At 69.3% G+C, this 24,789-nt stretch carries 16 protein-coding genes and 1 pseudogene; 11 read left to right on the top strand and 6 right to left on the bottom strand.

Annotated elements, in window-relative coordinates; genetic code table 11:
• Positions 1–59 precede the first annotated feature (59 nt).
• From BLU77_RS16150 to BLU77_RS16135, 4 genes and pseudogenes are all read left to right on the top strand, one after another.
• Positions 60–907, top strand: a pseudogene (locus BLU77_RS16150) (fumarylacetoacetate hydrolase family protein).
• Positions 907–1,680, top strand: coding sequence for an SDR family NAD(P)-dependent oxidoreductase (locus BLU77_RS16145; protein WP_089774078.1), 774 nt, complete (start codon positions 907–909; stop codon positions 1,678–1,680). Before BLU77_RS16150 ends, BLU77_RS16145 begins: the two are co-directional and overlap by 1 nt.
• Positions 1,677–2,534, top strand: coding sequence for an amidohydrolase family protein (locus tag BLU77_RS16140; protein WP_089774077.1), 858 nt, complete (start codon positions 1,677–1,679; stop codon positions 2,532–2,534). The genes BLU77_RS16145 and BLU77_RS16140 overlap by 4 nt, the downstream gene beginning before the upstream one ends.
• Positions 2,521–3,471: an aldo/keto reductase gene (locus tag BLU77_RS16135; RefSeq protein WP_089774076.1), complete on the top strand. Its 951-nt coding sequence runs from the start codon at positions 2,521–2,523 to the stop codon at positions 3,469–3,471. The genes BLU77_RS16140 and BLU77_RS16135 overlap by 14 nt, the downstream gene beginning before the upstream one ends.
• Positions 3,472–3,526: 55 nt before the next feature.
• Here BLU77_RS16135 and BLU77_RS16130 read toward each other — a convergent pair whose 3' ends face one another.
• Both BLU77_RS16130 and BLU77_RS16125 read right to left on the bottom strand, forming a co-directional pair.
• On the bottom strand, positions 3,527–6,172 hold the full coding sequence (locus BLU77_RS16130; RefSeq protein WP_139177804.1) for a DUF7507 domain-containing protein: 2,646 nt from the start codon (positions 6,170–6,172) through the stop codon (positions 3,527–3,529).
• Between the two features lie 586 nt (positions 6,173–6,758).
• Positions 6,759–8,126 (bottom strand): hypothetical protein, encoded by a 1,368-nt coding sequence (locus BLU77_RS16125; protein WP_139177803.1) that lies wholly within the window; start codon positions 8,124–8,126, stop codon positions 6,759–6,761.
• A 261-nt stretch (positions 8,127–8,387) separates the two neighbouring features.
• Here BLU77_RS16125 and BLU77_RS16120 point away from each other — a divergent pair, with 261 nt between their 5' ends.
• Positions 8,388–13,205, top strand: a complete 4,818-nt coding sequence (locus BLU77_RS16120; protein WP_245708906.1) for an NAD-glutamate dehydrogenase — start codon at positions 8,388–8,390, stop codon at positions 13,203–13,205.
• 3 nt (positions 13,206–13,208) lie between these two features.
• Here the strand turns inward: BLU77_RS16120 and BLU77_RS16115 are convergent, their stop codons facing one another.
• Together BLU77_RS16115 and BLU77_RS16110 are read right to left on the bottom strand one after the other, a co-directional pair.
• Positions 13,209–13,589: a VOC family protein gene (locus BLU77_RS16115; RefSeq protein WP_089774073.1), complete on the bottom strand. Its 381-nt coding sequence runs from the start codon at positions 13,587–13,589 to the stop codon at positions 13,209–13,211.
• Positions 13,590–13,643: 54 nt separating this feature from the next.
• Positions 13,644–15,599, bottom strand: coding sequence for a hypothetical protein (locus BLU77_RS16110; RefSeq protein WP_089774072.1), 1,956 nt, complete (start codon positions 15,597–15,599; stop codon positions 13,644–13,646).
• A 164-nt stretch (positions 15,600–15,763) separates the two neighbouring features.
• Between BLU77_RS16110 and BLU77_RS16105 the strand changes: the two genes are divergently transcribed.
• From BLU77_RS16105 to BLU77_RS16080, 6 genes are all read left to right on the top strand, one after another.
• The gene (locus tag BLU77_RS16105) at positions 15,764–16,600 is read left to right on the top strand and encodes an IclR family transcriptional regulator (RefSeq protein WP_089774071.1); all 837 of its coding nucleotides are present in this window, start codon (positions 15,764–15,766) and stop codon (positions 16,598–16,600) included.
• On the top strand, positions 16,597–17,922 hold the full coding sequence (locus BLU77_RS16100) for an FAD-dependent oxidoreductase (RefSeq protein ID WP_089774070.1): 1,326 nt from the start codon (positions 16,597–16,599) through the stop codon (positions 17,920–17,922). The genes BLU77_RS16105 and BLU77_RS16100 overlap by 4 nt, the downstream gene beginning before the upstream one ends.
• Positions 17,919–19,244, top strand: coding sequence for an ABC transporter substrate-binding protein (locus BLU77_RS16095; protein WP_089774069.1), 1,326 nt, complete (start codon positions 17,919–17,921; stop codon positions 19,242–19,244). The genes BLU77_RS16100 and BLU77_RS16095 overlap by 4 nt, the downstream gene beginning before the upstream one ends.
• A complete protein-coding gene (locus BLU77_RS16090) occupies positions 19,241–20,176 on the top strand; it encodes a carbohydrate ABC transporter permease (protein ID WP_245708905.1) in 936 nt (311 codons plus the stop codon). Before BLU77_RS16095 ends, BLU77_RS16090 begins: the two co-directional genes overlap by 4 nt.
• 95 nt (positions 20,177–20,271) lie before the next feature.
• Complete coding sequence (locus BLU77_RS16085) at positions 20,272–21,129, top strand: carbohydrate ABC transporter permease (RefSeq protein WP_245708904.1); 858 nt, start codon at positions 20,272–20,274, stop codon at positions 21,127–21,129.
• A gap of 109 nt (positions 21,130–21,238) precedes the next feature.
• Complete coding sequence (locus tag BLU77_RS16080) at positions 21,239–21,478, top strand: DUF6458 family protein (protein ID WP_089775911.1); 240 nt, start codon at positions 21,239–21,241, stop codon at positions 21,476–21,478.
• A 292-nt stretch (positions 21,479–21,770) separates the two neighbouring features.
• Here BLU77_RS16080 and BLU77_RS16075 read toward each other — a convergent pair whose 3' ends face one another.
• Positions 21,771–23,831: a beta-galactosidase gene (locus BLU77_RS16075; RefSeq protein WP_089774067.1), complete on the bottom strand. Its 2,061-nt coding sequence runs from the start codon at positions 23,829–23,831 to the stop codon at positions 21,771–21,773.
• A 200-nt stretch (positions 23,832–24,031) separates the two neighbouring features.
• Entirely contained in the window at positions 24,032–24,757 is a 726-nt protein-coding gene (locus BLU77_RS16070) for a GAP family protein (RefSeq protein WP_089774066.1), read from the bottom strand.
• Positions 24,758–24,789 lie beyond the last annotated feature (32 nt).

Here is a 24,789-nt window from a genome sequence, read left to right as displayed (position 1 = left end):
GAGCCTAGACATCGGATGTTTCGCGGGTCAACTGCCCGCACCGCCACACTGGAGGATCGATGAAGCTCGCCCGCCTGGGAGACCCCGGCCACGAGGTGCCCGTTCTGCTCGACGACGCCACGGCGTACGACCTGCGCTCGGTGGTACCTGACCTCACCGGGAACCACCTGAGCCCGGACTCGCTGGAGAAGATCCGCACCGCAGCCCAGGCAGGGGACCTGCCCGTGCTGGAAAACGCCGACGACCACCGGACCGGCTCGCCGATCGCCGCCGCCGGGTCCATCCTGTGCATCGGGCAGAACTACGCCGCGCACGCGGCTGAGTCCGGCTCCGCACCACCCGAGGTGCCGATCCTGTTCTTCAAGGCCGCGAACACGCTCACCGGCCCGAATGACCCCGTGGCAATCCCCCGGCGGGCCACCAAGACCGACTGGGAGGTGGAACTGGGCATCGTGATCGGCACCCGAGCCCTCTACCTCGACTCCCCCGAGCAGGCCCGCGCACACATCGCCGGCTTCGTCACCGCCGACGACCTCTCCGAGCGGGACTTCCAGCTCGCCGAGTCCGGTGGGCAGTGGAGCAAGGGCAAGTGTGCCCCCGACTTCTCCCCGCTCGGCCCCTGGCTGGTGACCGCCGATGAGGTGGACCCGACGAACCTCACCCTGCGCAGCTGGGTGAACGGTGAGCCGCGGCAGGACTCCAGCACCTCGGACATGATCTTCGGCGTGGACCACATCGTGTGGCACCTCAGCCAGTACCTGGCACTGGACCCGGGTGACGTGATCCTCACCGGCACCCCGAGGGCGTGGCGCTCTCCGGCCGGTTCCCTTACCTGAGCGAGGGGGACGTCGTCGAGGTGGAGATCGAGGGCCTCGGGCGTCAGCGCACCGTGATGGGAGCTGCCTGATGAGCACCTTCGACGGCCTGGTCGCCGTGGTCACCGGCGGTGCGTCCGGGATCGGTGCCGCGATCGCCACCCGTCTGCACGACGACGGCGCGCACGTGGTGGTCCTGGACCGTGATCTTCCCGCCGGCGAGCCGGCCCCGGTCCCGGGGCTTCCCGACGACGTGCGCGGGCTGCGTGCGGACGTCACCGATTCCGAGGGTGTGCGTGCCGCGGTGGAGCAGGTGGTGGCCGCCTACGGGCAGATCGACATCCTGGTGAACAACGCCGGGATCGGCGCCCAGGGCACCGTGGCCGACAACGACGACGCCGAGTGGGCGCGGGTGCTGGACGTGAACGTCGTCGGGATGGCCCGGGCGAGCCGCGCCTGCCTGCCCCACCTGCGCGCCTCGGAGCATGCAGCGATCGTGAACGTCAGCTCGATCGCCGCGACCGCCGGTCTGCCACAGCGCGCGCTGTACACCGCGTCGAAGGGGGCGGTGCTCGCCCTCACTCGGGCGATGGCCGCCGACCACGTGCGGGAGGGCATCCGGGTGAACTGCGTGAGCCCGGGCACCGTGGATACCCCGTGGATCGGCCGGCTGCTGGACGCAGCCGACGATCCGGGGGCCGAGCGGGCCGCCCTGGAGGCCCGCCAGCCGCACGAGCGGCTGGTCGACCCGACCGAGGTCGCGGGTGCCGTCGCCTACCTCGCCAGCCCGGCCAGCACCTCCACGGTGGGCGTCAGCCTGGCGGTGGACGGTGGCATGCACGAGCTCCGGTTGCGGCCGCGATGAGCGCCGACGTGATCGATGCTCATGCGCACGTGTGGGAGCGTGCCCGCACCCCGCAGTCATGGATCGACCCGGCCACGATGGCTGCCATCGACGCCGACTTCACGCTGACCGAACTGCGCGCGATGCACGACAGTCTGGGCATCAGCGGGGTCGTGCTGGTGCAGACCGCCCACGAGGAGGCCGAGACCCGGGAGTTCCTGAGCGCCGTGGACGGTCGCTGGGTACGCGGCGTCGTCGGGTGGGTGGACCTGACCGGCGATGTGACGGCGGCCGTCGACTCGCTCGGCGGGCGGGGCGCAGGCCTGGTCGGCGTCCGGCACCTGGCGCACCAGGACCCTGACGACGAGGCGTTGGTCCGGCCCGAGCGGGCAGCGGGCATCGACGCACTCGGTGCGCAGGGGCTCGCCCTGGACCTGGTGCTGCGACCCGAGCAGCTCGCCCAGGCCGTTCGTCTTGCCGAGACGCATTCCACCACGCTGGTGCTGGATCACCTCGGGAACCCGCCGTTCGGCACTGACCGATGGGCGGACTGGGAGCGTGACCTGACCGAGCTGGCACAGCACGACCACGTGGTCGCCAAGGTGTCCGGCCTGGGCCCGCTGGATCCGCACGCGTGCGACGCCGACGGGCTGCGCCCCGCCGTGGACCTCGCACTCGAGGTATTCGGACCGGACCGCCTGCTGTTCGGGACGGACTGGCCAGTGGTGCGGTTGCGGGGCGACGCCCCGCAGTGGGCCCGAGCAGCGCAAAACCTACTGGCCGGGCTCTCCCCGACGGAACGGGCCGCCGTCATGGGTGGCAACGCCACGCGCGTGTACGGCCTGGGGGAGGTGGCCCGCGATGCACACACGTGAGATCCGGGCCCAGTCGGGGTCCCTGGACCTCACCGAGATCGGGTTCGGCGCCGCCGGGCTCGGCAACCTGTATCAGGCGATCGACGACGAGGCCGCCCAGGCGACCGTGGACGCAGCCTGGGACGGCGGTATCAGGTATTTCGACACGGCCCCGCACTATGGGCTGGGGTTGTCCGAACGGCGCCTCGGTACCGGCTTGGCGGGGCGTCCGCGGGACGAGTATGTGCTCTCGACGAAGGTGGGTCGGCTGCTGGTGCCGCGGCTTCCCACAGCAGCCGTGGACGATGAGATGTTCGACGTTCCCGGCGACCTCACCCGCGAGTGGGGGTACGACCGGGACAGTGTGCGGCGCAGCCTCGACAGCTCGCTGGTGCGTCTCGGCATGGATCACGTGGATATCGCATTGGTGCACGATCCCGACGTCAGCGATGTGCCCGATGCCCTGGACCAGGGCGTCCGGGCACTGCTCGAACTGCGGGAGGCCGGCGTGGTGCGCGCAGTCGGAGTGGGCACCAACGACGCCGCGACCGCCGCGGTGGCGCTGGAGCGGTACGACATCGACACGGTGATGCTGGCGGGCCGCTACACGCTGCTCCGCAACGACGGGTTCGACCGGGTGGCCGCTGCGGCCGGTGACCGCCGGGTGGTGCTCGCCGGCGTGTTCAACTCTGGGATCCTCGCCAGAGAGACGGTGCCGACCGACGCCACGTTCGACTACTTCCCGGCCGACCCTCAGGTGCTGGAACGGGCGCGCGCGATGGCTCAGACAGCCGCGGCGCACGGGGCGACGCTGCCGCAGCTGGCGGTCGAGCACCCGCTGCGCCGACCCGAGGTGGCCTCCGTGGTGCTCGGGATGCAGACGGCGGCCGAGGTGACCGCGAACGTCGCGCTACGCGACCGGCCGCCGTTTACCGCCTGGGACCAGCTGGAGCTCTAGGACGACCGAGGGGCCGGCCCCGCACCGTGGACGCAGGGCCGGCCGTCGGCTGCGGTCAGCTCCGTCGGCGGACCACCAGGAGGACCACGCCACCGAGCACGGCGAGTACCGCGACGCCGATGATGGCGAAGACACCTGCGCTACCAGTGTCGGGCAGGCTCGGCACGACAGGCGGGGCCGACAGCACCGGCGATTCGGGCAACTCGAGGACGGTCGGGTCGTCCGGCTCGCCGTCACCGTTGGCGTCGGTGTCAGTGGGGTCATCCGGGTCGTCCGAGATGTCCTCCACCGGGTCACCGTTCGGGTCGGTCCCCTCGGTCAGGGCCTGGTTCTCGATCGATCCATTCGCCACGTCGCCCTCAGTGACCGTGTAGGTCGCCGACCAGGTGACAGTCTCGCCCGGGGCGAGGTCCATGTCGTCACCCTCACCGTCGGTGTCCGTGCCGCCCTCGAGGTACGCGGGAGCGGGCAGGTCACCTGTGCCGGTGAACATCGCGTCCTGCTCCGTCACGGTCACGTCGTAGACCGTGACCGCACCGGTGTTGGTGGTCACGTAGGTGTAGGTGATCACGTCCCCAGCGCTACCCGTGGTGCCGTCATCGTTGGTATCGACCACCTCGGACGTCTTCTCCAGGCTGATCGAGGCATCGAGGCCCAGCGGCGTCACTGTCGGGTCGCAGGCATCCGCGCCCCACGTGCACCCCTCCGTGACGTCGGTGGGATCTGTCGGATCGTCCGAGGTGTCATAAACGAGCTGGCTGTTGAGGTCGACGCCCTCAACCAAGGACTGATTCAACACCTGACCCTGGTCCACATCGGCCTGCACGAGCGTGTAGAGGCCCGTCCAGGTCAACGTGTCTCCGGGGTCCAGATCGGGATCGTCACGATGGCCGTCCAAGTCACTGCCACCACTGTCATAACGCATGGTCGGTGTTCGCGCGCCGTTCCCGGTGAAGGTGTCCACGATCTCTCCGACCCACACGTCGTAGACCGTCTCCACACCGGTGTTCGTGACCAGGTGCGTGTAGGCGATCTGATCGCCTGCATTCCCCACCACCCCGTCACCATTGGCGTCGACCAGCACCCCGGATTTCTCCAGGCTGAGCTCACCCGACGGGTGACCGATCTCGACCTTCGTCGGGTCACACGCATCGGCGCCAGCCGCGCATCCCTCGGTCATGTCGGTCGTGTCCTGCGGATCGTCCGAGGTGTCCGACACCGGAACATCGCCTGCATCGGTGCCGACAGCGGTCGCCTGATTGGTGATCGTCGCTTGCAGCGAATCCACGTCGGCCTCGGTCACGATGTACGTCGCAGTCCAGGTGACCGACTCGCCCGGGGCGAGATCCATGTCATCCGCTTCACCGTCGATGTCGGTCCCGCCCGCGGAGTACGCCGGGACCGGCAGCGGCCCCGAACCGGTGAACGACGCCTCGTCCTCGGACACCGTGACGTCGTAGACGGTCACCGGCCCCGTGTTGGTCGCCACGTAGGTGTAGACGATCTCGTCACCGGCGCTGCCTCCTACACCGTCGCGATTGGAGTCGGACACGTCGCCCGACTTCTCGAGCGAGATCGCCGGAGGCGGCGCGAGGGGTACCACTGTGGGATCGTCCGGATCGCCGTCGTCGTTCGGGTCGACGTCGGTCGGATCAGCCGGATCGTCCGAGGTGTCAGTCACGGGGTCTCCCGCTGACGTATCGCCAGACGTGATCGCCTGATTCTCGATCTGCCCCTGGTCGATGTCGGCCGGCACGATCGTGTACGTGGCCGTCCACGTCGCCGACTCCTCCGGGGAGAGGTCCAAGCCGTCGGCCTCGCCATCAAGATCAGAACCGCCCGAGGCATGCACCGGCGTGGGCAGTTCCCCGTTGCCGGTAAAGGCTGCTGCGTCCTCCGAGACAGTCACGTCGAACAACGAGGACGACCCGGTGTTGGTCGAGACGTAGGTGTACGCGATCTCGTCACCCGCATTGCCAACCACGCCGTCATCATTGGCGTCCACCACCTCGGCGGACTTCTCCAGCCCGATCGCGCAGGCGCCTTCGCTCTCCAGCATCACATTCCGGACGCGAAAATCGTCACCTTGCGGAACATTGTCGGTGACGGCCGCCACCGAGAACTCCAGCTCCCCACTCGCCGGAATGGAGTCCGGGAGGGTCACCTCATATGAGGCCCATGTAGCCGCGGCGGCTCCAGAGGTCGGGGTGATCGTTGCGCCGTTCAGGACCGTGACGGTCGACATAGTTCCGCTGTACGAGCTGGCCACTGCCGCGTAGGTCACCTCGTCGTACCGGAAGCTCACCTCGAGCACATCGCCAGGTCCCGGGATTCCATGACTCCAGTTGATGTCAAAGCTGAGTGTGCTCCCTGGAGTCACGCCAGAGACGCTCTGCACCACAGTATTGGTGCCGGGATCAGGTTGGTCGTCGAAGTACGTGAACGGGCTTGAACCCGCCCGGTACCAACTCTGGACGCTCACAGCGGAAGGGACGGGAGCTCCGTTGCCGAGCGTCCATGCCGAATCGTCGACCGGGTACACCGGGCATGACACGGGTGCCGCGGCTGCTGGTGTCGGCATGGCCACCACGCCGACTGCTCCGAGTCCAGCGCCCACGAGGATCCCGACACCCGCACCTGCGACAGCACGGCGAAGCCGCTCCCCCCACGCCCGCGCCCGCGCACCTGACCGCCTGGTCATCGGCGAACCTGTGCGCGCTGCGACTACCAATTCGCTGCCACTCACGGCATACCTCGTCTCTCCTCGAAGCGGAACTGGGGCATCCGTGCCTCAACCCGTCCGCGTCCTGCAGTTCTCCACACTCGTGCCCTCTTGCAAAAGACCATCAGCGGAGCGCTACTTCTCCGCGACGCGGTGTCGTCGGACGCCCACCAGCAGCAGTGCGCCGAGACCGCTCAAGGCAGGCAACGCGGCAGGGAACACACCCGCCTGCCTGCGCCATCGCCGGAATCCGGGCACGCGATTGAACGGTGACGAGCTCATCGTGCTCGGTGCCCTACTCATATGGTCCCTTCGTGCCCTAGCCGGCCGATTCCTCTCCCCCGAGAGGGCGCCAACGCGCCACTCATCGACCGCACTATCCTCGACGATACCGTCGATCCGGTCGTCCCGACGGGTGAGGCCTGGGTGAGAGCAGGGTGAAGTTCCGGCGGCCGTCAGCAGCACGGTCGCACCACAGCCGACCGGGGCTACCGACCTGCCAGACGTCATCCCGTGAGTCGCCACGAGGAGATCCGGGCGCGATGGCAACCTTGACGACCTGCGATCATCGCAGCGTCCGTCGACGGGTCGCAGCGAGCACTGCCGCACCGCCGCCCAGGGCAGACAACGCACCGAGCGCCAGGCCGACTGCGTCGGACGAGCCGGTGCGGGCCAGTTCACTGGTCGCACCTTCTGATGGATCGGTCGTCCGCCCCGACGTCGTCGTCTGGATCAGCTCGTGCGTCGGTTCTCCCGTCGCCGTCTCCGCCGGCATCGGCGAACGTGCCGGGTCGTCGGTCGACGTCGGACTCTCGGTCGGATCGGACACATCCGTTCTCGGTTCCTCAGTCGGAGCAGGATCGAGCGACCGGTTCACTACGGTGACAACGGTCGGCTCCACCTGCGCGACCGGTTCGACGACGGCGAGCAGACAGAACGCCGTGTCGGCCCGCTCCGCCGTGAACACCTCGTTCGTGGGCGCACCGCAGGTGCCGTCGGCCCCCATCGCACCGAAGGAGAGGCGCACGTCCACTCTCGCCGTTCCGAGACCCACCACAGCCTCGTCGGGCTGCGTCAGGGTGACGCGGTCCGCACAGGCGAACGCCCGGTTGGGGACGTCGCTCCCCTGGTACTCACAAGAGCTGGCCGAGAACACCAAGTCCTCGGTTTCGTCGATCCGCACCGTGTACGTGGCGTCCACCACCGGCGTCTCGCCGGTGGCCAGGTCGGTGAACGTCAACGACAGCGCGAGGTCAGCGTTGTGCAGACCGCGCTGGATGGTCTGGTTGAGGTGTGCGAGCTCAGCCAGCACCACCTCGCCCGGCGGCAACTGCTCGCCGTCGGGGGTGAGCACGGCAGCGAACCGGAGGCCGCTCTTGCGCTCGCTCGGCAGGTCGCACTCGCGGGTCAGCGGATTCCTGCCGGCACGAATCTCGGCGGTGCCTGCACCCTCGAGGCAGGAGATCGCCAGCGTGCTGCCGTTCGGCTCGGGATTCCGGGTGGGGTTCACGAACTCCCCGACGGCCTCGGTCAGCGCCACACCCGTGGCGGGCTCGGTCTCGGGCGTTCCCGCTGTGAGACCCTCGAGCTCAGCCTGGGCGGTGACCTGTTCGTAGCCCTCCCGCGCGCTCTGCACGACGACGTAGGAACATTCGGTCTGCTCGGCCTCGGCGGCATAGACAGCCAGGTCGAGGAATGAGGCGACGCCGGTCTCGTCACTGACAGCGACGGCACCCTCGGGCACGGCGCAGTTCTCGCTGCTGACGGCGTACTCCCAGCCATCCAGTGGGACGGACGGATCGCTCCCCTCAACGGTGATGCGGATGGTACCGAGGGCGGTGAGCGCCATCGCTGGCGCGGCTAGTGAGAGCACGAGCGAAGATGCAGCGACGAGACCCAGCATCATCGCACGCGCGCATCGAATGCGCGTCATGACATCGTTCCTTTCGGGGGATCGGAAGGGCGGAGGTTCCGCCCCGGCACCGCGCCCTCCCCCGAAGGCACTGCATGCAACGATCGGAGAGTACTCCGCCTACCACCCCGCCACAAACCTCGACCGTGCCTCCTGGTACAGGTCACGTGACCGACAGGTTGCTCGGTCCGCCATCGCGTTCTCTCGGCCCATGCCCTGCCGCGCACGGGCCATGGATACACTGCGCTGGTACAGCGACGTGCCGCCCTGTGATGATGAGGTATGGACTCCATGAAGCCTTCCGACCAGCTTCCGGACCGCGACCAGGTGATGACCGAGGTCGTCGATGCCGCGGGTGAGGAGCATGCCTGGCTGGCCGAGCGGCTCCTGGAGCACGTGGCCACCGAGGACCTGGCCGAGCGGCTCCCGGAGGAGGCTGTCGGAATGGTCCGCGCGATGCGCGCGCTCGCCGAACGCCGCCGCCCGAAGGAGACCCTGGTACGGGTAGGCGCTCCGGAAGAGTCGGGCACGGCCTGGTCGTCTTCGCACACGATCGTCCAGGTGTGCACGGACGACATGCCGTTCCTGGTGGACTCGGTCACCGCGGCGCTCTCGGCCGGCGGGCACCTCGTGGACCTCGTGGTGCACCCCACGATCGCGGTTCGACGCGACGACGGCGGAACTCTCACCCAGGTGCGTGAGGAACGGCCACCCACCACGGCCGGCACGGTCGAGTCCTGGATGCTGTTCGCCGTCGAGCGGATGTCCGAGCAGCGACGTGCTGAGCTGACCGAACGCCTGGAGGGCGTGCTCACCGACGTGCGCAACGCCGTCAGCGACTGGGCCGCGATGCGGCTGCGGTGCGAGGAGATCGCCCGCGAGATGCAGGCGGGTGCACCTCCCACGGTGGACCCGGCCGAGGTGGAACCCACAGAGAACTTCCTCACCTGGCTGGCGCGGGACCATTTCACCTTCCTCGGCTATCGCGAGTATCAGCTCATCGAGCGCGACGGCGAAGACGCGTTGAGCCCGATCGAGGGCACCGGACTGGGGATCCTGCACGACGCTCCCGAAGGCCCCGGCATCTACTCCCGGCTCCGGCCCGAAGCGCGCATCAGCGCCCGCACCCCCCGGTTGCTCACCATCACCAAGGCCAACTCCCGCGCGACCGTGCACCGCCCGGTCTACCTGGACTACATCGGGATCCGCACCTTCGACCCGGACGGGAACGTCACCGGGGAACGGCGCATCCTCGGGATGTTCACGTCCGCCGCCTACGCCGAGTCAGTGCTGCGGCTACCGATCGTGGCCGAGAAGGTGCGCGCCGTGCTGGAGCTCAGCGGGTTCTCCGCGCACAGCCACTCCGGCAAGGATCTGCTGCAGATCCTCGAGGCCTATCCGCGGGACGAGCTGTTCCAGAGCGAGCCCGACCACCTCTGGGAGGTGGCCGAGCAGGTGATGCACCTGGAGCAGCGGCGCCGGGCGAAACTGTTCCTGCGCCGGGACGAGTTCGGACGATTCGTCTCCGTGCTGGTGTACCTGCCCCGGGATCGCTACAACACCACGGTGCGGCTGCGCCTCGAGTCGATCCTGCGCCAGGCATTCGGTGCCGAGCATGTGGAGTTCGCCGCGCGGGTCACCGACTCCCCGCTCGCCCAGCTGCACGCCATCGTGCGGATGCCGCGGGGCACCTCGATCCCTGATGTGAGCGAGGGGCAGCTGCAGCCGCAGCTGATGGCCGCCACCCGCACCTGGGAGGAAGACCTGCTCGATGCCCTGCACGGGCAGGACGGGGAAGATCGGGCCGTCCCGTTCGTGCGCGGGTTCCCGGAGGCCTACAAGGAAGACGTCGACGCGGCGGGCGCGGTGGCCGACCTCGCCCAGCTCGTGCTGCTCGACGGGGACGAGACCCGGGTGCGCTTGTACGAGCCCGGACCTGACTCCCCGGTGCACCGGCGGATCAAGGTGTACCGCGCCCAGCCGATCGTGCTCACCGACATCCTGCCCGCGTTCACCGACCTGGGTGTGGACGTGGTGGACGAGCGCCCGTACCGGGTTGCCGATGACAATGGCACCACTCGGTACGTCTACGACTTCGGTCTCCGGATCCGCGACCTGCCGGGCTGGCCCGAAGGCGCCGAGCTCGCGCGCGGGTTCGAGGAGGCGTTCCTCGCCGTCCGGGACGGGCGGGCCGAGTCCGACTCCCTCGGCGCCTTGGTACTGCGTGCGGGGCTGACCTGGCGCCAGGTCACCGTCCTGCGCACCATCGCCCGATACATCCGGCAGGTCGGTTCGACGTTCAGTGTGGAGTACCTCGAGGACGCCCTGGTCGCCAACCCCAGCATCGCCGCCTCTCTGGTAGCCCTGTTCGAGGCCCGGTTCGACCCGGACCGCAGTGGCACGCCGGAGGACCGCGAGGCGACCCAGCAGGAGATCGTCGCAGACATCGATGCCGCGCTGGAGCAGGTGGCGAGCCTCGATCATGACCGCATCGTGCGTACGTTCACCGGCGTGATCATGGCGACCCTGCGCACGAACTACTACGTGACCGACGCAGGTGAGCATCGCCGGCAGATCAGCCTGAAGCTGGACTGCCGCAACGTGCCCGGGATCCCCGCACCGGTGCCGATGGCAGAGATCTGGGTGTACTCCCCGCGGGTGGAGGGGGTACACCTGCGGTTCGGGCCCGTGGCCCGGGGTGGATTGCGCTGGAGCGACCGGCGGGAGGACTTCCGCACCGAGGTGCTCGGGCTGGTGAAGGCGCAGATGGTGAAGAACGCCGTGATCGTGCCCACCGGGTCCAAGGGCGGGTTCGTGGCCAAGCGCCTCCCGGACCCGGCGGTGGACCGGGAGGCGTGGCTGGCCGAGGGCAAGGGCGCCTATCAGCTGTTCATCCGCGGGATGCTCGACATCACCGACGATCGCGTCGCCGGTGCAGTGGAACCACCGGAGCGAGTGGTGCGTCACGACGGTGACGACCCCTACCTGGTGGTCGCAGCCGACAAGGGCACCGCCACGTTCAGCGACATGGCCAACGGGATCGCCGGCGAGTACGGCTACTGGCTGGACGACGCGTTCGCCTCCGGCGGCAGCGCCGGCTACGACCACAAGGAGATGGGCATCACCGCCCGCGGCGCGTGGGAGTCCACCAAGCGCCACTTCGCCGAGATGGGCCGGAACTCCCAGACCGAGGACTTCACCTGCGTCGGGATCGGCGACATGAGCGGAGACGTGTTCGGCAACGGGATGCTGCTCTCGGAGCACATCCGCCTGGTGGCCGCGTTCGACCACCGGCACATCTTCCTCGATCCCGACCCGGACGCCGCCACCTCCTACGCCGAACGGCAACGGCTCTTCGACCTGCCCCGCTCCACCTGGGCGGACTACGACTCCACCTGGATCAGCGAGGGCGGCGGCGTCTACCCCCGCACCGCGAAGTCGATCGATATCACCCCCCAGGTGCGCGAGTCCCTGGGCCTGGCCGAGGACGTCACCTCGCTCACCCCCGCCGAGCTGATCCATCGGTGCCTGCTCGCCCCGGTGGACCTGTTGTACAACGGCGGGATCGGCACCTACGTCAAGGCCAGCTCCGAGTCCGATGCCGAGATCGGCGATCGCTCGAACGACGCCATCCGGGTCGACGGTGCCGAGCTGCGCTGCCAGGTGTTGGTCGAGGGCGGCAACCTCGGCGTCAGCCAGCTCGGTCGGATCGAAGCGGCTCAGCACGGCGTCCGGATCAACACCGACGCGATCGACAACTCCGCCGGGGTGGGCACCTCCGACCGAGAGGTGAACATCAAGATCCTGCTCACCGGCCTGGTCAAGGACGGCGTGCTCGACCTGGACTCCCGCAACGAGCTGCTCGCCTCGATGACCGACGAGGTGGCCGCCCAGGTGCTGCGGGACAACTACGTGCAGAACGTGCTGCTCGGCAACAGCCGCGACCAGGCGCATGTGATGCTCACCGTGCACCAGCGGCTGATTCACTGGCTCGAGGAGCGAGGTGAGCTGGACCGCTCGCTGGAGTTCCTGCCCAGCGATAACCAGATCGCCGAGCGGGATGCCGCGGGCGTGGGCCTGACCAGGCCGGAGTTCGCCGTCCTGGTCGCGTACGCGAAACTGGCGCTGAAGGCGGACCTGGCCACGACCGACCTGCCCGACGGCGCGTGGTTCTCCCGGACTCTCGATGCCTACTTCCCGAGCGCCCTGCGCGAGCAGTACGGGGACGCGATTGCCGAGCATCCGCTGCGCCGGGAAATCATCGTCAACGACGTGGTGAACTCGATGGTGAACCGCGGCGGCATCACGTTCGCGTTCCGCGCCACCGACGAGACCGGAGCCACGAGCGAACAGGTGGCGCGCGCGTTCGTGGCCTGCCGGGAGATCTTCGACCTGGAGTCCTACGTGGCCGAGGTGGAGCGCCTCGACCACGAGGTGCCCGCCGCCGTCCAGACGCGGATGTACATCGACTTCCGGCGATTGCTCGACCGCAGCTCGCGCTGGCTGGTGCTGCGCCGCCCGGACGCCGTGGACGTGGCGGCAGAGGTGGACACCTTCGCTGAGTCGGTGCGCCGCTTGGTCGGGCAGTTGCCCCGGCTGCTCCAGGGCGCACAGGGCGAGCGGTGCCACCGGATGGCTGCCGAGCTGACCGAGTCCGGGGTACCGGCCGACCTGGCCGAGCGGACCGCCACGCTGCTGCCTTCGCTCGCCCTGCTCGACGTGGTGGAGATCGCTGCGGAGAGCGGGGAATCGCTGGAAGACGTGGCGTCTTTGTACTTCGCGATCTCTGCGCGTTTCGAGGCGGACGACCTGCTCAACAAGGTGGCTGCCCTCGGGTTGGATGACCGGTGGGACGCCCTGGCCCGGGCCGCGCTCCGGGACGACCTGACCGCGACCCTACGGGACCTGACCCGCACCGTGCAGACCTCCACGACCTCCGGGGACACCGCGCAGACGCGGATCGCAGCGTGGGAGTCCACCGCCGGAGCAGCGCTGGAACGTGCGGAACAGGCGTTGCCGGCGGTCACCGGACTCGATCGCGCGACCTTGGCGCCGCTGTCGGTGGCGGTGCGGGCGCTGCGCTCGCTGGTGCGGTCCTAAGCCTCAGCCGCCCCGGGAGGAGATGCAGAACTCGTTCCCTTCCGGGTCGGCGAGGACGGTCCAGCCCGGGTGCTCGGCGAGCACCCGGGCGCCGAGCACCTGCACCCGGGTGACCTCGGCCTGCCGGTCCGCTGCCGTGACGTCGAGGTGGAGCCGGTTCTTCCCCGACTTCGGCTCGGGCACCTCCTGGAAGAACAGCGTCGGGCCGGGGCCGTCAACGGCCACCGTCGGGTCCGTCTGGGGCGTCAGGCCGAGGCCCGCCAATCGGGCGATCTCCGCGTCGTCGTAGGGGCGCACCGCATACCCGTCGAGCACCTCCGCCCAGAACCGCGCGAGGGCCGGGGCAGCACGGCAGTCCACGACGATCTCGTCCAACCGGGCCATCGTGCCTCCTTCCGAGGGCAGCGAGAGTAGCGCGGACGGCGGGACTCGACCAGATCACATGAGCGTGTAGCGGACCCTTCCCGCCGTGCCGTGCGGGATGCGCAGCATGTGCACCCGCCGCCGCGCGTCGGCGAACAGGGTGCGGGCGGTGGGCTGCACCGTCACCGCTGTCGCATCGCCCCAGTCGATCGTCAGCACGACGGCGTCCCTGGTGATGGTCACAGACGTCGCCGTCGCCTCGGCCGGCTCACCGTGGGTGAGCGTGCTGCCGTCGGAGAAGCGCACGCCGTCGGTCGGGAGCAGCACCAGCGGCACCTGCTCGACGGCGTCCATCGTCGCGGAGATCTCCCGCACGATCTCGGCGTCACTGATCAGGGCCTCGCCGGTCACGTTCCCGCCGGTGGTGGTCCAGCGCACGCCCAGGTCGGTCTCCAGTCCGGTCGGATCCGCCAGCACGCCGCCGTCGGCCACCGGCCCGTCGTACCAGGTGGGCGTGAGATTCGATGCGCCGTCGGTGCCGCCGTTCGGCAGCACCGTGGCCCAGCACTCGGTGTTCGAGCTCTGCCCACCCTGGATCAGCACCCCGGCCTCCGGATGCCAGAGCAGCCCGAACCCGGCCCGGACCACCGAGTTCGGCCGGGTGCCGAAGAACGCCATCAGGTAGCTCGCCGGCCGCCGGACGAACAGGTAGTGCTGGTCCATCGGGTCGGTGCGTAGTTCGGTGAACCGCTGCGAGCGCACCGCCGGGATCCGGCGCCATGCGGCCGCCTTCACCTGCTCACGCGGATAGTGCTCGCCGTAGGCGACGTTGGCGAGGATGCGCGGGTTCGCCCGCCCGGGTTCGAACGGAGGCACCGGCTCGGGCGATGCCGCCCACTCGGCGCGGATCCGGTCCCGCTCCTCGGCGGTGGTGTAGAAGGACGCCAGGTCCGGCACCTGCCGGCTCAGCACCGAGCCAACGTCCCGTTGCTGGAAGTCGGTAGTAACGGCGTCCAGGTAGTACATGGGGATCCGCGCCGCACCCGAGGCGAAGGAGACCAGGCCGGACCCGTCCGGTTCGGGCACGTTGACATAGCCGAACCAGTCGGCCAGCCGGTGCACCATCGGCAGCAGGGATGGTCGACCGGTCTCCCGGTGGATCTCAATGATCTCGGTGAGCGCCACGTTGAGGTTATAGGCGATGTCCATCCCGCGGGGCTCGTAGAGGAACCCGGCCGGGCTCTGCCCATGGTCGGCGATGAACTCGATCCGGTCCGTGAGCAATGCCTCGAGCCCGGCGTCCGGGTCCAGGCTCAGCGCACGGGCAGCACCGGAAACCCCCGCCAGCGGCTGGTTCACGAACTCGACCAGCTCGTCCTGCCAGATCTCGCCGTTGCCGGGGTCCAGGAACCACCGCATCGCCGCCCGGAGCGCGTCGGTGATCTGTGGCCGCCGGCCGGGCAGCAGGTCGGCCGAACGGAGCAGGTCGAGCGTCTTGCTCAGGTAGCCGAGCGCGAAGGCGGTGGCCGCGCGGGAGTGTTCGGTGGCCGAGTACTCCGGCCACGAGCCATCCTCGTGTTGCAGTGTGAGGTAGTAGCCGATCGCGGCATCGGTGCGGGCCACCAGGGCGGGATCACCGGTGTAGGGGTTCCAGCTGCGCTCGCTGGCCGCGAACCAGGCGAACACCGAGACCATCTCACTGATGCGAGCGTTGAACGGGGCGTCCGGGGAGCGCCACCAGCCGCCGTGGATGAAGCCCCGTAGCTCGGTGTCGGAGTCGTCCACGTCGTTCGCGATGTCGGCGAGGGTCACCAGGTAGTACGCGAGCCGCTGTTCCTCGGGGGCGAATGCCTGGCGGTCCGGGGCGCCCGCCGGCAGCGCAGACACCGGTGGGAGCGGCCCACTGGTCTGGTTCGCAGGCCGGGAGACCTCCGCACGTGCGGGGGTGTCGAGAGCTGTCGTGGCGACGCCTGCTGCTCCGGCAGCAAGGCTTCCGATGACGATGCGGCGAGTGGGGGCAGACGAGCGCATGGCGGCTTCCTTCCAGGGGCGGAACGGGTCCGCCGGGTCGACGTTGACTCGATTGAACGGTAGCCGTTACCGTCGACTTGCGCCATAGTGTCGCCTGTAGTTCGATATTGTCGAACGCACGCACGGCGCTGGTCCGATGAACGACGACGTTCGACAGGTAGGTCATGGACGATCCCGATACGCAGAGCACCCCGCAGGCAGCCCGCAGCTCGATCCAGGTGATCGACCGGTCGGTGGCCATGCTGCGCGCCATCGCACAGGCCGGTCCCGGAGGGCTCGCCCTGAAGTCACTGACGGCGTCCGCCGGTCTGCGACCGTCCACGGCCCGCACACTGCTGAGCGCCCTGGCCACCCACGGCTTGGTACGCCAACGGGACCCGGAGCGCCACTACCTGCTCGGCCCGACCTTCTTCGAGCTGAACCGCGCCTACGTGGAGCAGACCGACCTCGCCTCGGTGGCCACGCCGGTGCTGCGCGAGCTGTGGGAGAAGACCGACGAGACCGTGCACCTGTCCGTACTCAAGGACGGGCATCGCGTAGACCTGGCGGTGCTGGTGAGCCGGCAGTTGCTGAACATCAATCCGACGGTGGCGCGATTCGACACCGCGACGGCGACCGTGCCCTTCCACACCGCAGCGGGCAAGGTGCTCTTCGCCGAGCTCGATGATGCGCGACGCGACCACTTGCTCACATCGGCGCCCTGGCGGTCCAACGTGTCTGAGTCCAAGGCACAGCTCGCCGCCCTCGTCAGCGCCGTCCGGCAGCAGGGCTTCGCCACCAACGTCGAGGAGGAGGCGGCCGGCGTCTGCGGGGTGGCCGCCCCGGTGCGCGACCACAGCGGCGCGGTCGTCGCCGCGCTGTGCATCGGCTACCCGTCAGTGCGCAGCACCCCGGCGCATCAGGAGGCGATGCGCAGTGCCGTGCTGGACGCTGCGGACACCCTCTCTGCCCTGCTCGGCGCCAGAACCGACACCGTCCAGCAGGGCGAGGAGGAACGATGACCGAGCGCTACGACGTCGTCGTGATCGGCGGCGGACCAGCCGGAGCCCCGGCCGCCGTCCAGTCCGCCCGCGCGGGCGCACGCACGCTGCTGGTGGAGAAGAACGGCGCCCTCGGTGGCACCACCACCGTGGCCGGGGTGGCACTGCCGGGCCTGTTCCACGCCTGGGGTGAGCAGATCATCGCCGGCATCGGCTGGGAGATGGTCTCCCGCGCGGTGGCACTGACCGGTCGGGACCTGCCGGACTTCTCCCGCTGGGACCTCCCGCACTACAAGCTGCAGATCCCGGTGGTCCCGGCCATATACGCATCGGTGATCGACGAGACCGTGCTGGGCTCGGGTGCCGAGCTGCTGCTGCACACCATGCCGGCCACGGCAGAGCCCACGGCGGACGGCTGGTCCCTCACCCTGTGCGGCAAGGAGGGCCTGCGCCGCATCGAGGCCGCCCAGCTGGTGGACACCACGGGCGATGCCGACGTGACCGGGCTGGCCGGTCTCCCCCGGCGGCACAACACCGGCCGCCAACCGGGCACCATCATGGTGCGCCTGGACGGCTATGACCCCACCACGCTCGACTATGAGGCCCTGGACGCCGCCTACGAGGAGGCCGTCGCCGAGGGCCGGTTGCGCCGCGGCGACCTGCAGGAGTTCCACCAGCCCACCCGCGCGTTCCTGCGCAAGCGGGGCGAGAACGCGATCCACGTCCCAGGCATCGACGGCGGGACCTCCGAGAGCCGGACGGTCGCCGAGGTCGCCGGCCGGGCCACGCTGATGCGCGTCTACACCTTCCTGCGCGCTCAGCCAGGTCTCGAGGACCTCTCCATCGCCCGGTGGGCGATCGAGACGGGTGTCCGGGAGACCTTCACCATCGAGGGTGTGGAGCGGGTGACGCTGGCCGACTACACCTCCGGGCGACGGTGGCCGGACGCACTCAGCTACAGCTTCTACCCGATCGATGTGCACTCGGTGGACGGCGACGGGATCGACATCCGTCCGCTCAGCTTCGGCACCTTCCCCACGATGCCTCGCGGGGCGATGATCCCGCGCGGCAGCCACCGGCTCGTCGTCGCCGGCCGGCCGATCTCCGGCGACCAGGAGGCCAGCTCCGCGTACCGGGTACAGGCCTCCTGCATGGCGATGGGCCAGGCGGCCGGAGCACTGGCGAGCCTCGCCGCCGACACCGCCGCCGACCCGTTGGACGTCTCCCTGGAGTCGGCCCGCGGCCTGCTCCGCACGCATGGCGCGATCGTCCCGGGCGACCCCGGCACGCCGGGCACCGATCCACATCACACCCCTGCCCCACCCTCGAAGGAGAGGTCATGACCCGCACCGCACACCCGCACTCCCGTCGAGCCGTGCTCACCGGCGCGAGCGTCGCGACGCTCGCGCTCACCCTTGCCGCCTGCAGCGGCTTCGTGAACACCGACGATCCCGAGCCCGGCGGTTCCGGTGACGGCGATGCCGCAGGCGGCACCGTCACCGCCTATGTCTCGACCGAGCAGAACACCGGATTGGAGCCACTGCTGGAGGGCTTCACCGACGAGACCGGCATCACCGTGGACCACACGTCCGCCGCGGTCCCCGACCTGAACCAGCAGCTCGCGGTGCAGCTCGGCTCCGGTACTGCCGCGGACGTCTTCCGCGTCTCCCCCGGGTACTCCAGCAGTGTCGCGGCCGGGGCGCTCGGCTCCAGCGGGGGCCTGCTCGACCTGTCCGACCAGCCGTGGGTGAGCTCTATCGACCCCGGCACCACGGCCCTGTCCGCAGTGGACGGCGTCACCTATGGCTTCCCGGTGGCCAGGAATTCCCTGGTGATGGCCTACAACGTGGCGCTGTTCGACGAGCTCGGCCTCACCCCGCCGACCACGTGGTCGGAGTTGCTGGAGGTCTGCCAAGAGTTGCAGGACGCCGGCAAGACCCCGATCGCCCAGGGATTAGCCGGCGGGGCGATCTACCTGCAGTTCTACGTCTATGCCCTGGCCGGCACGATGATCTACGGCCCGGAGCCGGACATCGAGGAGCGGATGCGCGCCGAGGAGACCTCGTTCTCCGAGCACCCGGAGTGGACCGAGGTGTTCGAGAAGTATCTCGAGCTGCGCGACCGCGACTTCTTCACCGCCGACTCGCTGGGTGTGCCGCCGGAGGAGGCCCTGCAGGACGTGGCCACCGGCGAGGCAGGGATGGTGCTGCTGACCAACTCGGGCCTGCCGCAGCTGGTGGAGTACGCCCCGGGCGGGGCCGAGGACATCGCCATCTTCGCGATGCCGGCCACCGATGACGCCGAGGCCACTCTGCTGCCGACGGCACCGGACTTCCTGGCTGTGAACGCCGAGGCTGCCAACCCCGACGCTGCGCGGACCTTCCTGGAGTACCTGTCCCGCCCGGAGAACGTGGAGACGTACGCGAACACGATCGCGGCACTGCCCGGTCTGGACGTCGGAGCGCAGAGCACCAACGAGGCGCTGGAGCCGGTCATGCCGCTGGTGGACTCGGCCCGCACGGTCGCCTACGCGAATTACCTGTGGCCGAACGGGGATGTGCAGCAGACCATGCTGCAGTCCGGCGCACAGCTCTACGCGGACGAGATCACGATTCCTGACCTGCTCGAGCAGATGGACGCCGAGCACGACCTGGGTACCCCGTGACCACAGCACCACTGACTCGTGGCGGGCGAGGGACGCCGTCGTCCGCCACGAGCGTCACCCGGCGCACCCCTGCCGGGGTGCCCTATGCCTTGCTGCTCCCGGCACTCGCGCTCTACGGGCTGGTGGTGCTGTACCCGACGTTGTCCGGTGCGGCCTACGCGTTCACCGACTGGAGCGGCCGTGCCGACGGCACCACGTTCCTGGGGTGGGCCAACTTCACCGAGATGTTCTCCGACGTGGCCGCCCGGGCGGCACTGCGGAACACGGTGATCATCGCCGTCAGCGTGACCTCGATACAGACGGTGGTCGGTCTGGCGCTGGCGATCGCCCTGCACTCGGCGTTGCTGACCAAGAACGTGCTGCGCACGTTGTTCTTCGCTCCTGCGCTGCTGCCCCCGGTGGTGATCGCGTTCCTCTGGCAGTTCCTGCTCACCCCGTCCGGCCCGTTGAACACGGTGCTGCGCGATGTCGGGCTCGGGGCTCTGGCGCAGAACTGGCTGGGCGACTCCTCCATCGCGCTGGGGACGGTGATCGGGGTGATGATCTGGCAGAACGCCGGGCTCACGATGGTCATCTACCTGGCCGGCCTGCAGGGGATCCCTGCCGAGCTGGTCGAGTCTGCCTCGCTGGACGGGGCGTCGGCGTGGCAACGACTCGTGCAGATCACCATCCCGCTGCTGATCCCGGCCACCACGGTGGCGATGTCGCTCACCCTGATCAGCAGCCTCAAGGTGTTCGACCAGGTGTTCGCGATGACCGGTGGTGGCCCGGGCTACGCCACCGAGACCCTCTCGGTGATCATGTACAAGGAGGCGTTCGTCTCGGGACGGTTCGGCTATTCCACGGCGATCGCCCTGGTGCTGACGATGATCGTGTTCGCCTTCGCGCTGGTGCAGCTGGGGGCGTTGCGCAAGTTCGAGGTTGATCGATGAGTGGGAGGAGCCGTCAGATACAGCCGCAGGCAGGGGCGCCGAGGGACGAGGTGCACCGCAGCGAGGCACCGGACCACTCAGACCAGAAGACATCGATGAGTGGGAGGAGCCCCCGCGCAGGGGCGCCGAAGAGAGCGATCCGCCCCGGGCGGGTGGTCCGCGAACTGGCCATGGTGGCCCTCGCCGCCTGCTTCGTGTTCCCGTTCTACGTGTTCTTCACCGTCTCGCTGAAGACACCTCCCGAGGTGGCGGCCGACCCGCTCGGGCTCCCCACCGGACTGCACCTGAGCAACTACTCGACGGCCTGGGAGGCCGGGAAGCTCGGCAGCGCCTACGTCTCCTCGATCGTGGTGGCCGTGCTCTCCGTGGCGCTGCTGGTCCTGCTGGGATCGGTGGCCGCGTACACCCTGGCCCGCAGGCTGAGCCGGCTCAGCACGGTGATCTACCTGGTGTTCCTGCTCGGGCTGATGATCCCGTTGCAGCTGGCCATGGTGCCGCTGTACCAGTGGATGAACGAGGCCAACCTGCTCGGCACCTGGACGGCGGTGATCTTGTTCGAGGCTGGCCACCAGCTGCCGTTCACCGTGTTCCTGTACGCGGGCTTCGTGCGCGCCCTGCCGCGCGAGTACGAGGAGGCCGCCCGGGTGGACGGCGCCGGACCGCTGCGGACCTTCGGTTCCGTGGTCTTCCCGCTGCTGCGCCCGATCACCGGCACCGTGGTGATCCTCACCGGGATCACCACCTGGAACGACTTCCTCACCCCATTGCTGTACGTGGGCGGCAGTCCGCAGCAGACCCTCCCGGTGGCGATCTACGCCTTCCGCGGCGAGTACGCCACCGACTGGGGCGTGCTGTTCGCCGGGATGGCCATCGCGATCATTCCACTGCTGATCGTCTACTTCTTCATGCAGCGCACCTTCATCGTGGGCTTCGCCAGCGGGGTGAAGGGCTGACGGCGCCGTCCGCCCCTGTCGGAGCACAGAAGCGCAGCGGATGCGCCCCGGCGACCGGTCGGAGACGATGGTGCCCAGGCGCCCCCTGGCGCCGGAGAGGATGGTCAGCATGGGTATCGGCGGAGGTATCTTCCTCCTCGTTGTCGGCGCGATCCTGGCCTTCGCGGTCCGGGACAGCATCGACGCGGTCGATCTGACTATGGTCGGCTACATCTGCATGGGCGCCGGAGCGCTTGCGCTCATCCTGGCGATCGTCGTGAACGCCCAGCGCAACCGGAGCTCGCATACGGCCACCGTGGAGCACCGTGAGACCGGTCTTCCGCCGGAGGAGCGCCGCCGGGAGCAGTGAGCCCCGCAATCGGTCGCGGGTGACGTGTATCTAGGAGGCCGACGCACGCTCTGAAGGGGTAGCGGTGTCGAGCGTCGGCACCGGATTCCGCGACGCCCCAAGGATGCTGCCCCATGAACGACGGACTCGAACCGGACACCACTGAGTGGTGGGAGGAGCGTCCCGGCAGAGGCCCCTGTCAGGACTGTGGTGACGTGCACGGATCCGCACCGTGGGACTGCGACGCGGCCGGCGCCGCGCTGGTGCTCGGTAGACCTAGAGGGTGCTCGTTCGCAGATGGTCCCGAGGGCGATCAGCCCTCGGCCACGACGGCCACCCCGTGAGCGGGCACCACCACAGATTCACCGACCTCAGCACCGGAGACCAGGTCCGTTCCCGTGGCTGGCACGGTGGCAGCAGCGTCGGTGTGGTTCAGCACGAACAGGAAACTGCGGTTGCCACCGTCCTCGCCGTGCTCGGCGCGGCGCACCACCTCCACGCCCGGCGTCGTCGCTGCTGCCGGAGCCACTCCGGACTCGGCGAGCACCTGCTCGATCACGGCGGCGGTCCCGGCCTCGTCCTGACGGGTGGCCACGTACCAGGCAGCGCCCTCGCCGACGGCGTTGCGGGTGACCGCAGGACCGTCCGGTAGTGGACCGTCGGTGAAGGAGCGCACCACCTCGGCCGTGGTGACCTCGACCCGTTCGGTCCACACGTCCGCCGTCGTGCCGTCATCCAGGGTGACTCGCTCGTCGGCGAGTAGCGGGAAGAACTCGTCCGTACGCACGCCCAGCAGTTCCCGGAACGCACCGGGGTAGCCGCCGAGTCGGGCGTGGTCGTTCTCGTCGACGATCCCGGAGAAGTAGGTGATCAGCACCGTGGCGCCGCGCTCGGCAGCAGCCGCCACGTTCGCGGCGTCGGCGTCAGTGATCAGGTACAGCGTCGGAACCAGGATGAGGTCGTACTCGCTCAGGTCGGCACCGGGCTGCACCACGTCCGTGGCCACGCCGCGGCGCCACAGCTCGCGGTACAGCGCGCGCAGCCGGTCGCCGTAGGTGACGTCCTCGCTGGGGTGGGAGTCCAGCTCGCACGCCCACCACGCCTGATAGTCGAAGAGCAGCGCCACGCGTGCCTGCACCCGAGAGCCGACGACGTCCCCCAGGTTGGCGAGCACCTCGCCCAGGTGCACGCTCTCGCGCCAGATGGCTGACTCCCGCCCGGCGTGCGGCACCAGCGCGGAGTGGAACTTCTCGGCGCCTGCCTGGGACTGGCGGAACTGGAAGAACATCACCGAGTCCGCACCGCGGGCCACGTGCGCGAGCGAGTTGCGCAGCATCTCCCCCGGTCCCTTGGCCCGGTTGCGGGGCTGCCAGTTCACCGCGCCGGTGGAGTGCTCCATCAGGATCCACGGCTTGCCGCCGGCCACGCCGCGGGTCATGTCCGCGGCCAGGGCGAGGTCGACCTCCCGCTCGGCATCGGCGGCGATCGTGTAGTGGTCGGTGGCCACCACGTCCACCTCGCGCGCCCAGCGGTAGTAGTCCATCCACTTGGTGCTCAGGTTCACCATGAAGTTGGTGGTGGACGGGATGTGTGGAGTGATCGGCCGGACGGCGTCGCGCAGCTTCTTGTAGTAGTCCAGCAGGGTGTCCGAGGAGAACCGGGCGAAATCGAGCTGCTGGGTGGGGTTGGCGTAGGTGGGCGCCGACAGTGGGGGCAGCACGTCCTTGAATGCGCTGTAGCGCTGGGACCAGAAGGCGGTGCCCCAGGCAGTGTTCAACCGGTCGATGGTGCGGTACCTGCGGCGCAGCCAGGTGCGGAACGCCCGCTGCGCGGACTCGGAGTAGTCGTGCGGGACGTGGCAGCCGATCTCGTTGTCGATGTGCCACAGGGCGAGCGCCGGGTGCTCGGCGTACCGTTCGGCGATCGCTTTGGCCATCTTCACCGCGTACTCGCGGTACACCGGGGAGGACGGGGCGTAGGACTGCCGGCCGCCCTGGTGGAGCTCCACACCCTCGGCGGTGCGGGGCAGGATCTCCGGGTGGTTCGCCGTCAGCCACGGTGGTGGTGAGGCGGTTGCCGTGGCCAGCGCGACCTTCACCCCGGCGGCCTGCAGCCGATCCAGGATGTTGTCCAACCAGGTCCAGTCGTAGCGCCCCTCGCGCGGCTCGAGCGTGGCCCAGGAGAAGATCGCCAGGCTCACCAGGTTCACCCCGGCCTCACGCATCATCGCGATGTCCTCGAGCCGGACCTCCATCGGCCACTGCTCGGGGTTGTAGTCACCGCCGTACCCCATCACCGTCAGGCCGATCGGCCAGCTCGGGATGGCCGGCTTCGCAGGGGTGGTGGGTTCTGGTGCGGTGACATCGTCGGCCATGCGCCCCAGGGTATTCATTCACCTGTCAGCGGGCCTAATTCCGGGCCGTGCGCGGGCCGTGGGTCAGACCAGCGCATCGTCCGTCTGCCTACCAGAAGGCCGTCGACCTGCCTCACCGAGTCCGGCCATCTGCCTGATAGATGCTCGGCCATCTGCCTCATAGAGAAGTGGTGCCGTTGGCTCTGCTGGGTCCGTGAACCTCAGGAGATCGAGACCCCCAGCTGCTCGAGCAGCCCGATCCGCGCGGCCGCATCCCGCAGCAGCAGGAACCCGGCAATCCCCATCACCCAGCTGATCGTCTCGCCCGAGGACTTCGCCATCCAGGCCGACACCCGAGTCAGCAACGGCTCCATCACCCGGCGGGCAGCGATCCGCCCGCCGAGCAGCACCAGCGCCGGGAGCACCATCACCAGGCAGTATCCGGCCAGCAGCAGCACCCGATCGGTCGCGGTGAGATCGGCGGCGGTGAGCATCCCGACGGCGCCGAGGTACGGCAGCATCGTGGCCACCTCGAGAGTGGCCGCGCCCAGCGCAAGACCCACCAGGGCCGTCCAGCCGCCGCGCCCGTCCGCGGTGACGGTGCGTTCGCGCCATCGGGAGAGCCGACCGGGCGCGCGCTCCCCCTCCTTCGGCTTTCGGCCGACGACGAACGCCCCGGCGAACAGGGCGGCACCGAGCACCAGCTGGCCGTAGGTGAGCGCTGGGGAATCCTCGTCGAGGGCCGCCATCAGGGAGTCCGCACCGGCGAGCAGGAGCAGCCCGACGCCGAGGTAGAAGACCGCGACGGTCGCGAGGAAGACGAGCACCCGGCCCGGGCGCAACCGTCCTGGGCTCAGCATCAGCCAGATCGGGATGAGCAGCGTGCCGAAACTGGTGGAGTCCACCAGGGCGAGGACGGCCAGAGGGCCGAGCAGGGCGAGCGTCATGGCCTCAGCCTGCGCGAACGCGCCTGCGCAGG

It is taken from the genome of Ruania alba (genome assembly GCF_900105765.1).
In the GTDB taxonomy this organism is placed as follows: Bacteria; Actinomycetota; Actinomycetes; order Actinomycetales; family Beutenbergiaceae; genus Ruania; species Ruania alba.
The sequence above is the reverse complement of the archived record's forward strand: the minus strand, read 5'-3'. Positions and strand labels throughout refer to the sequence as shown.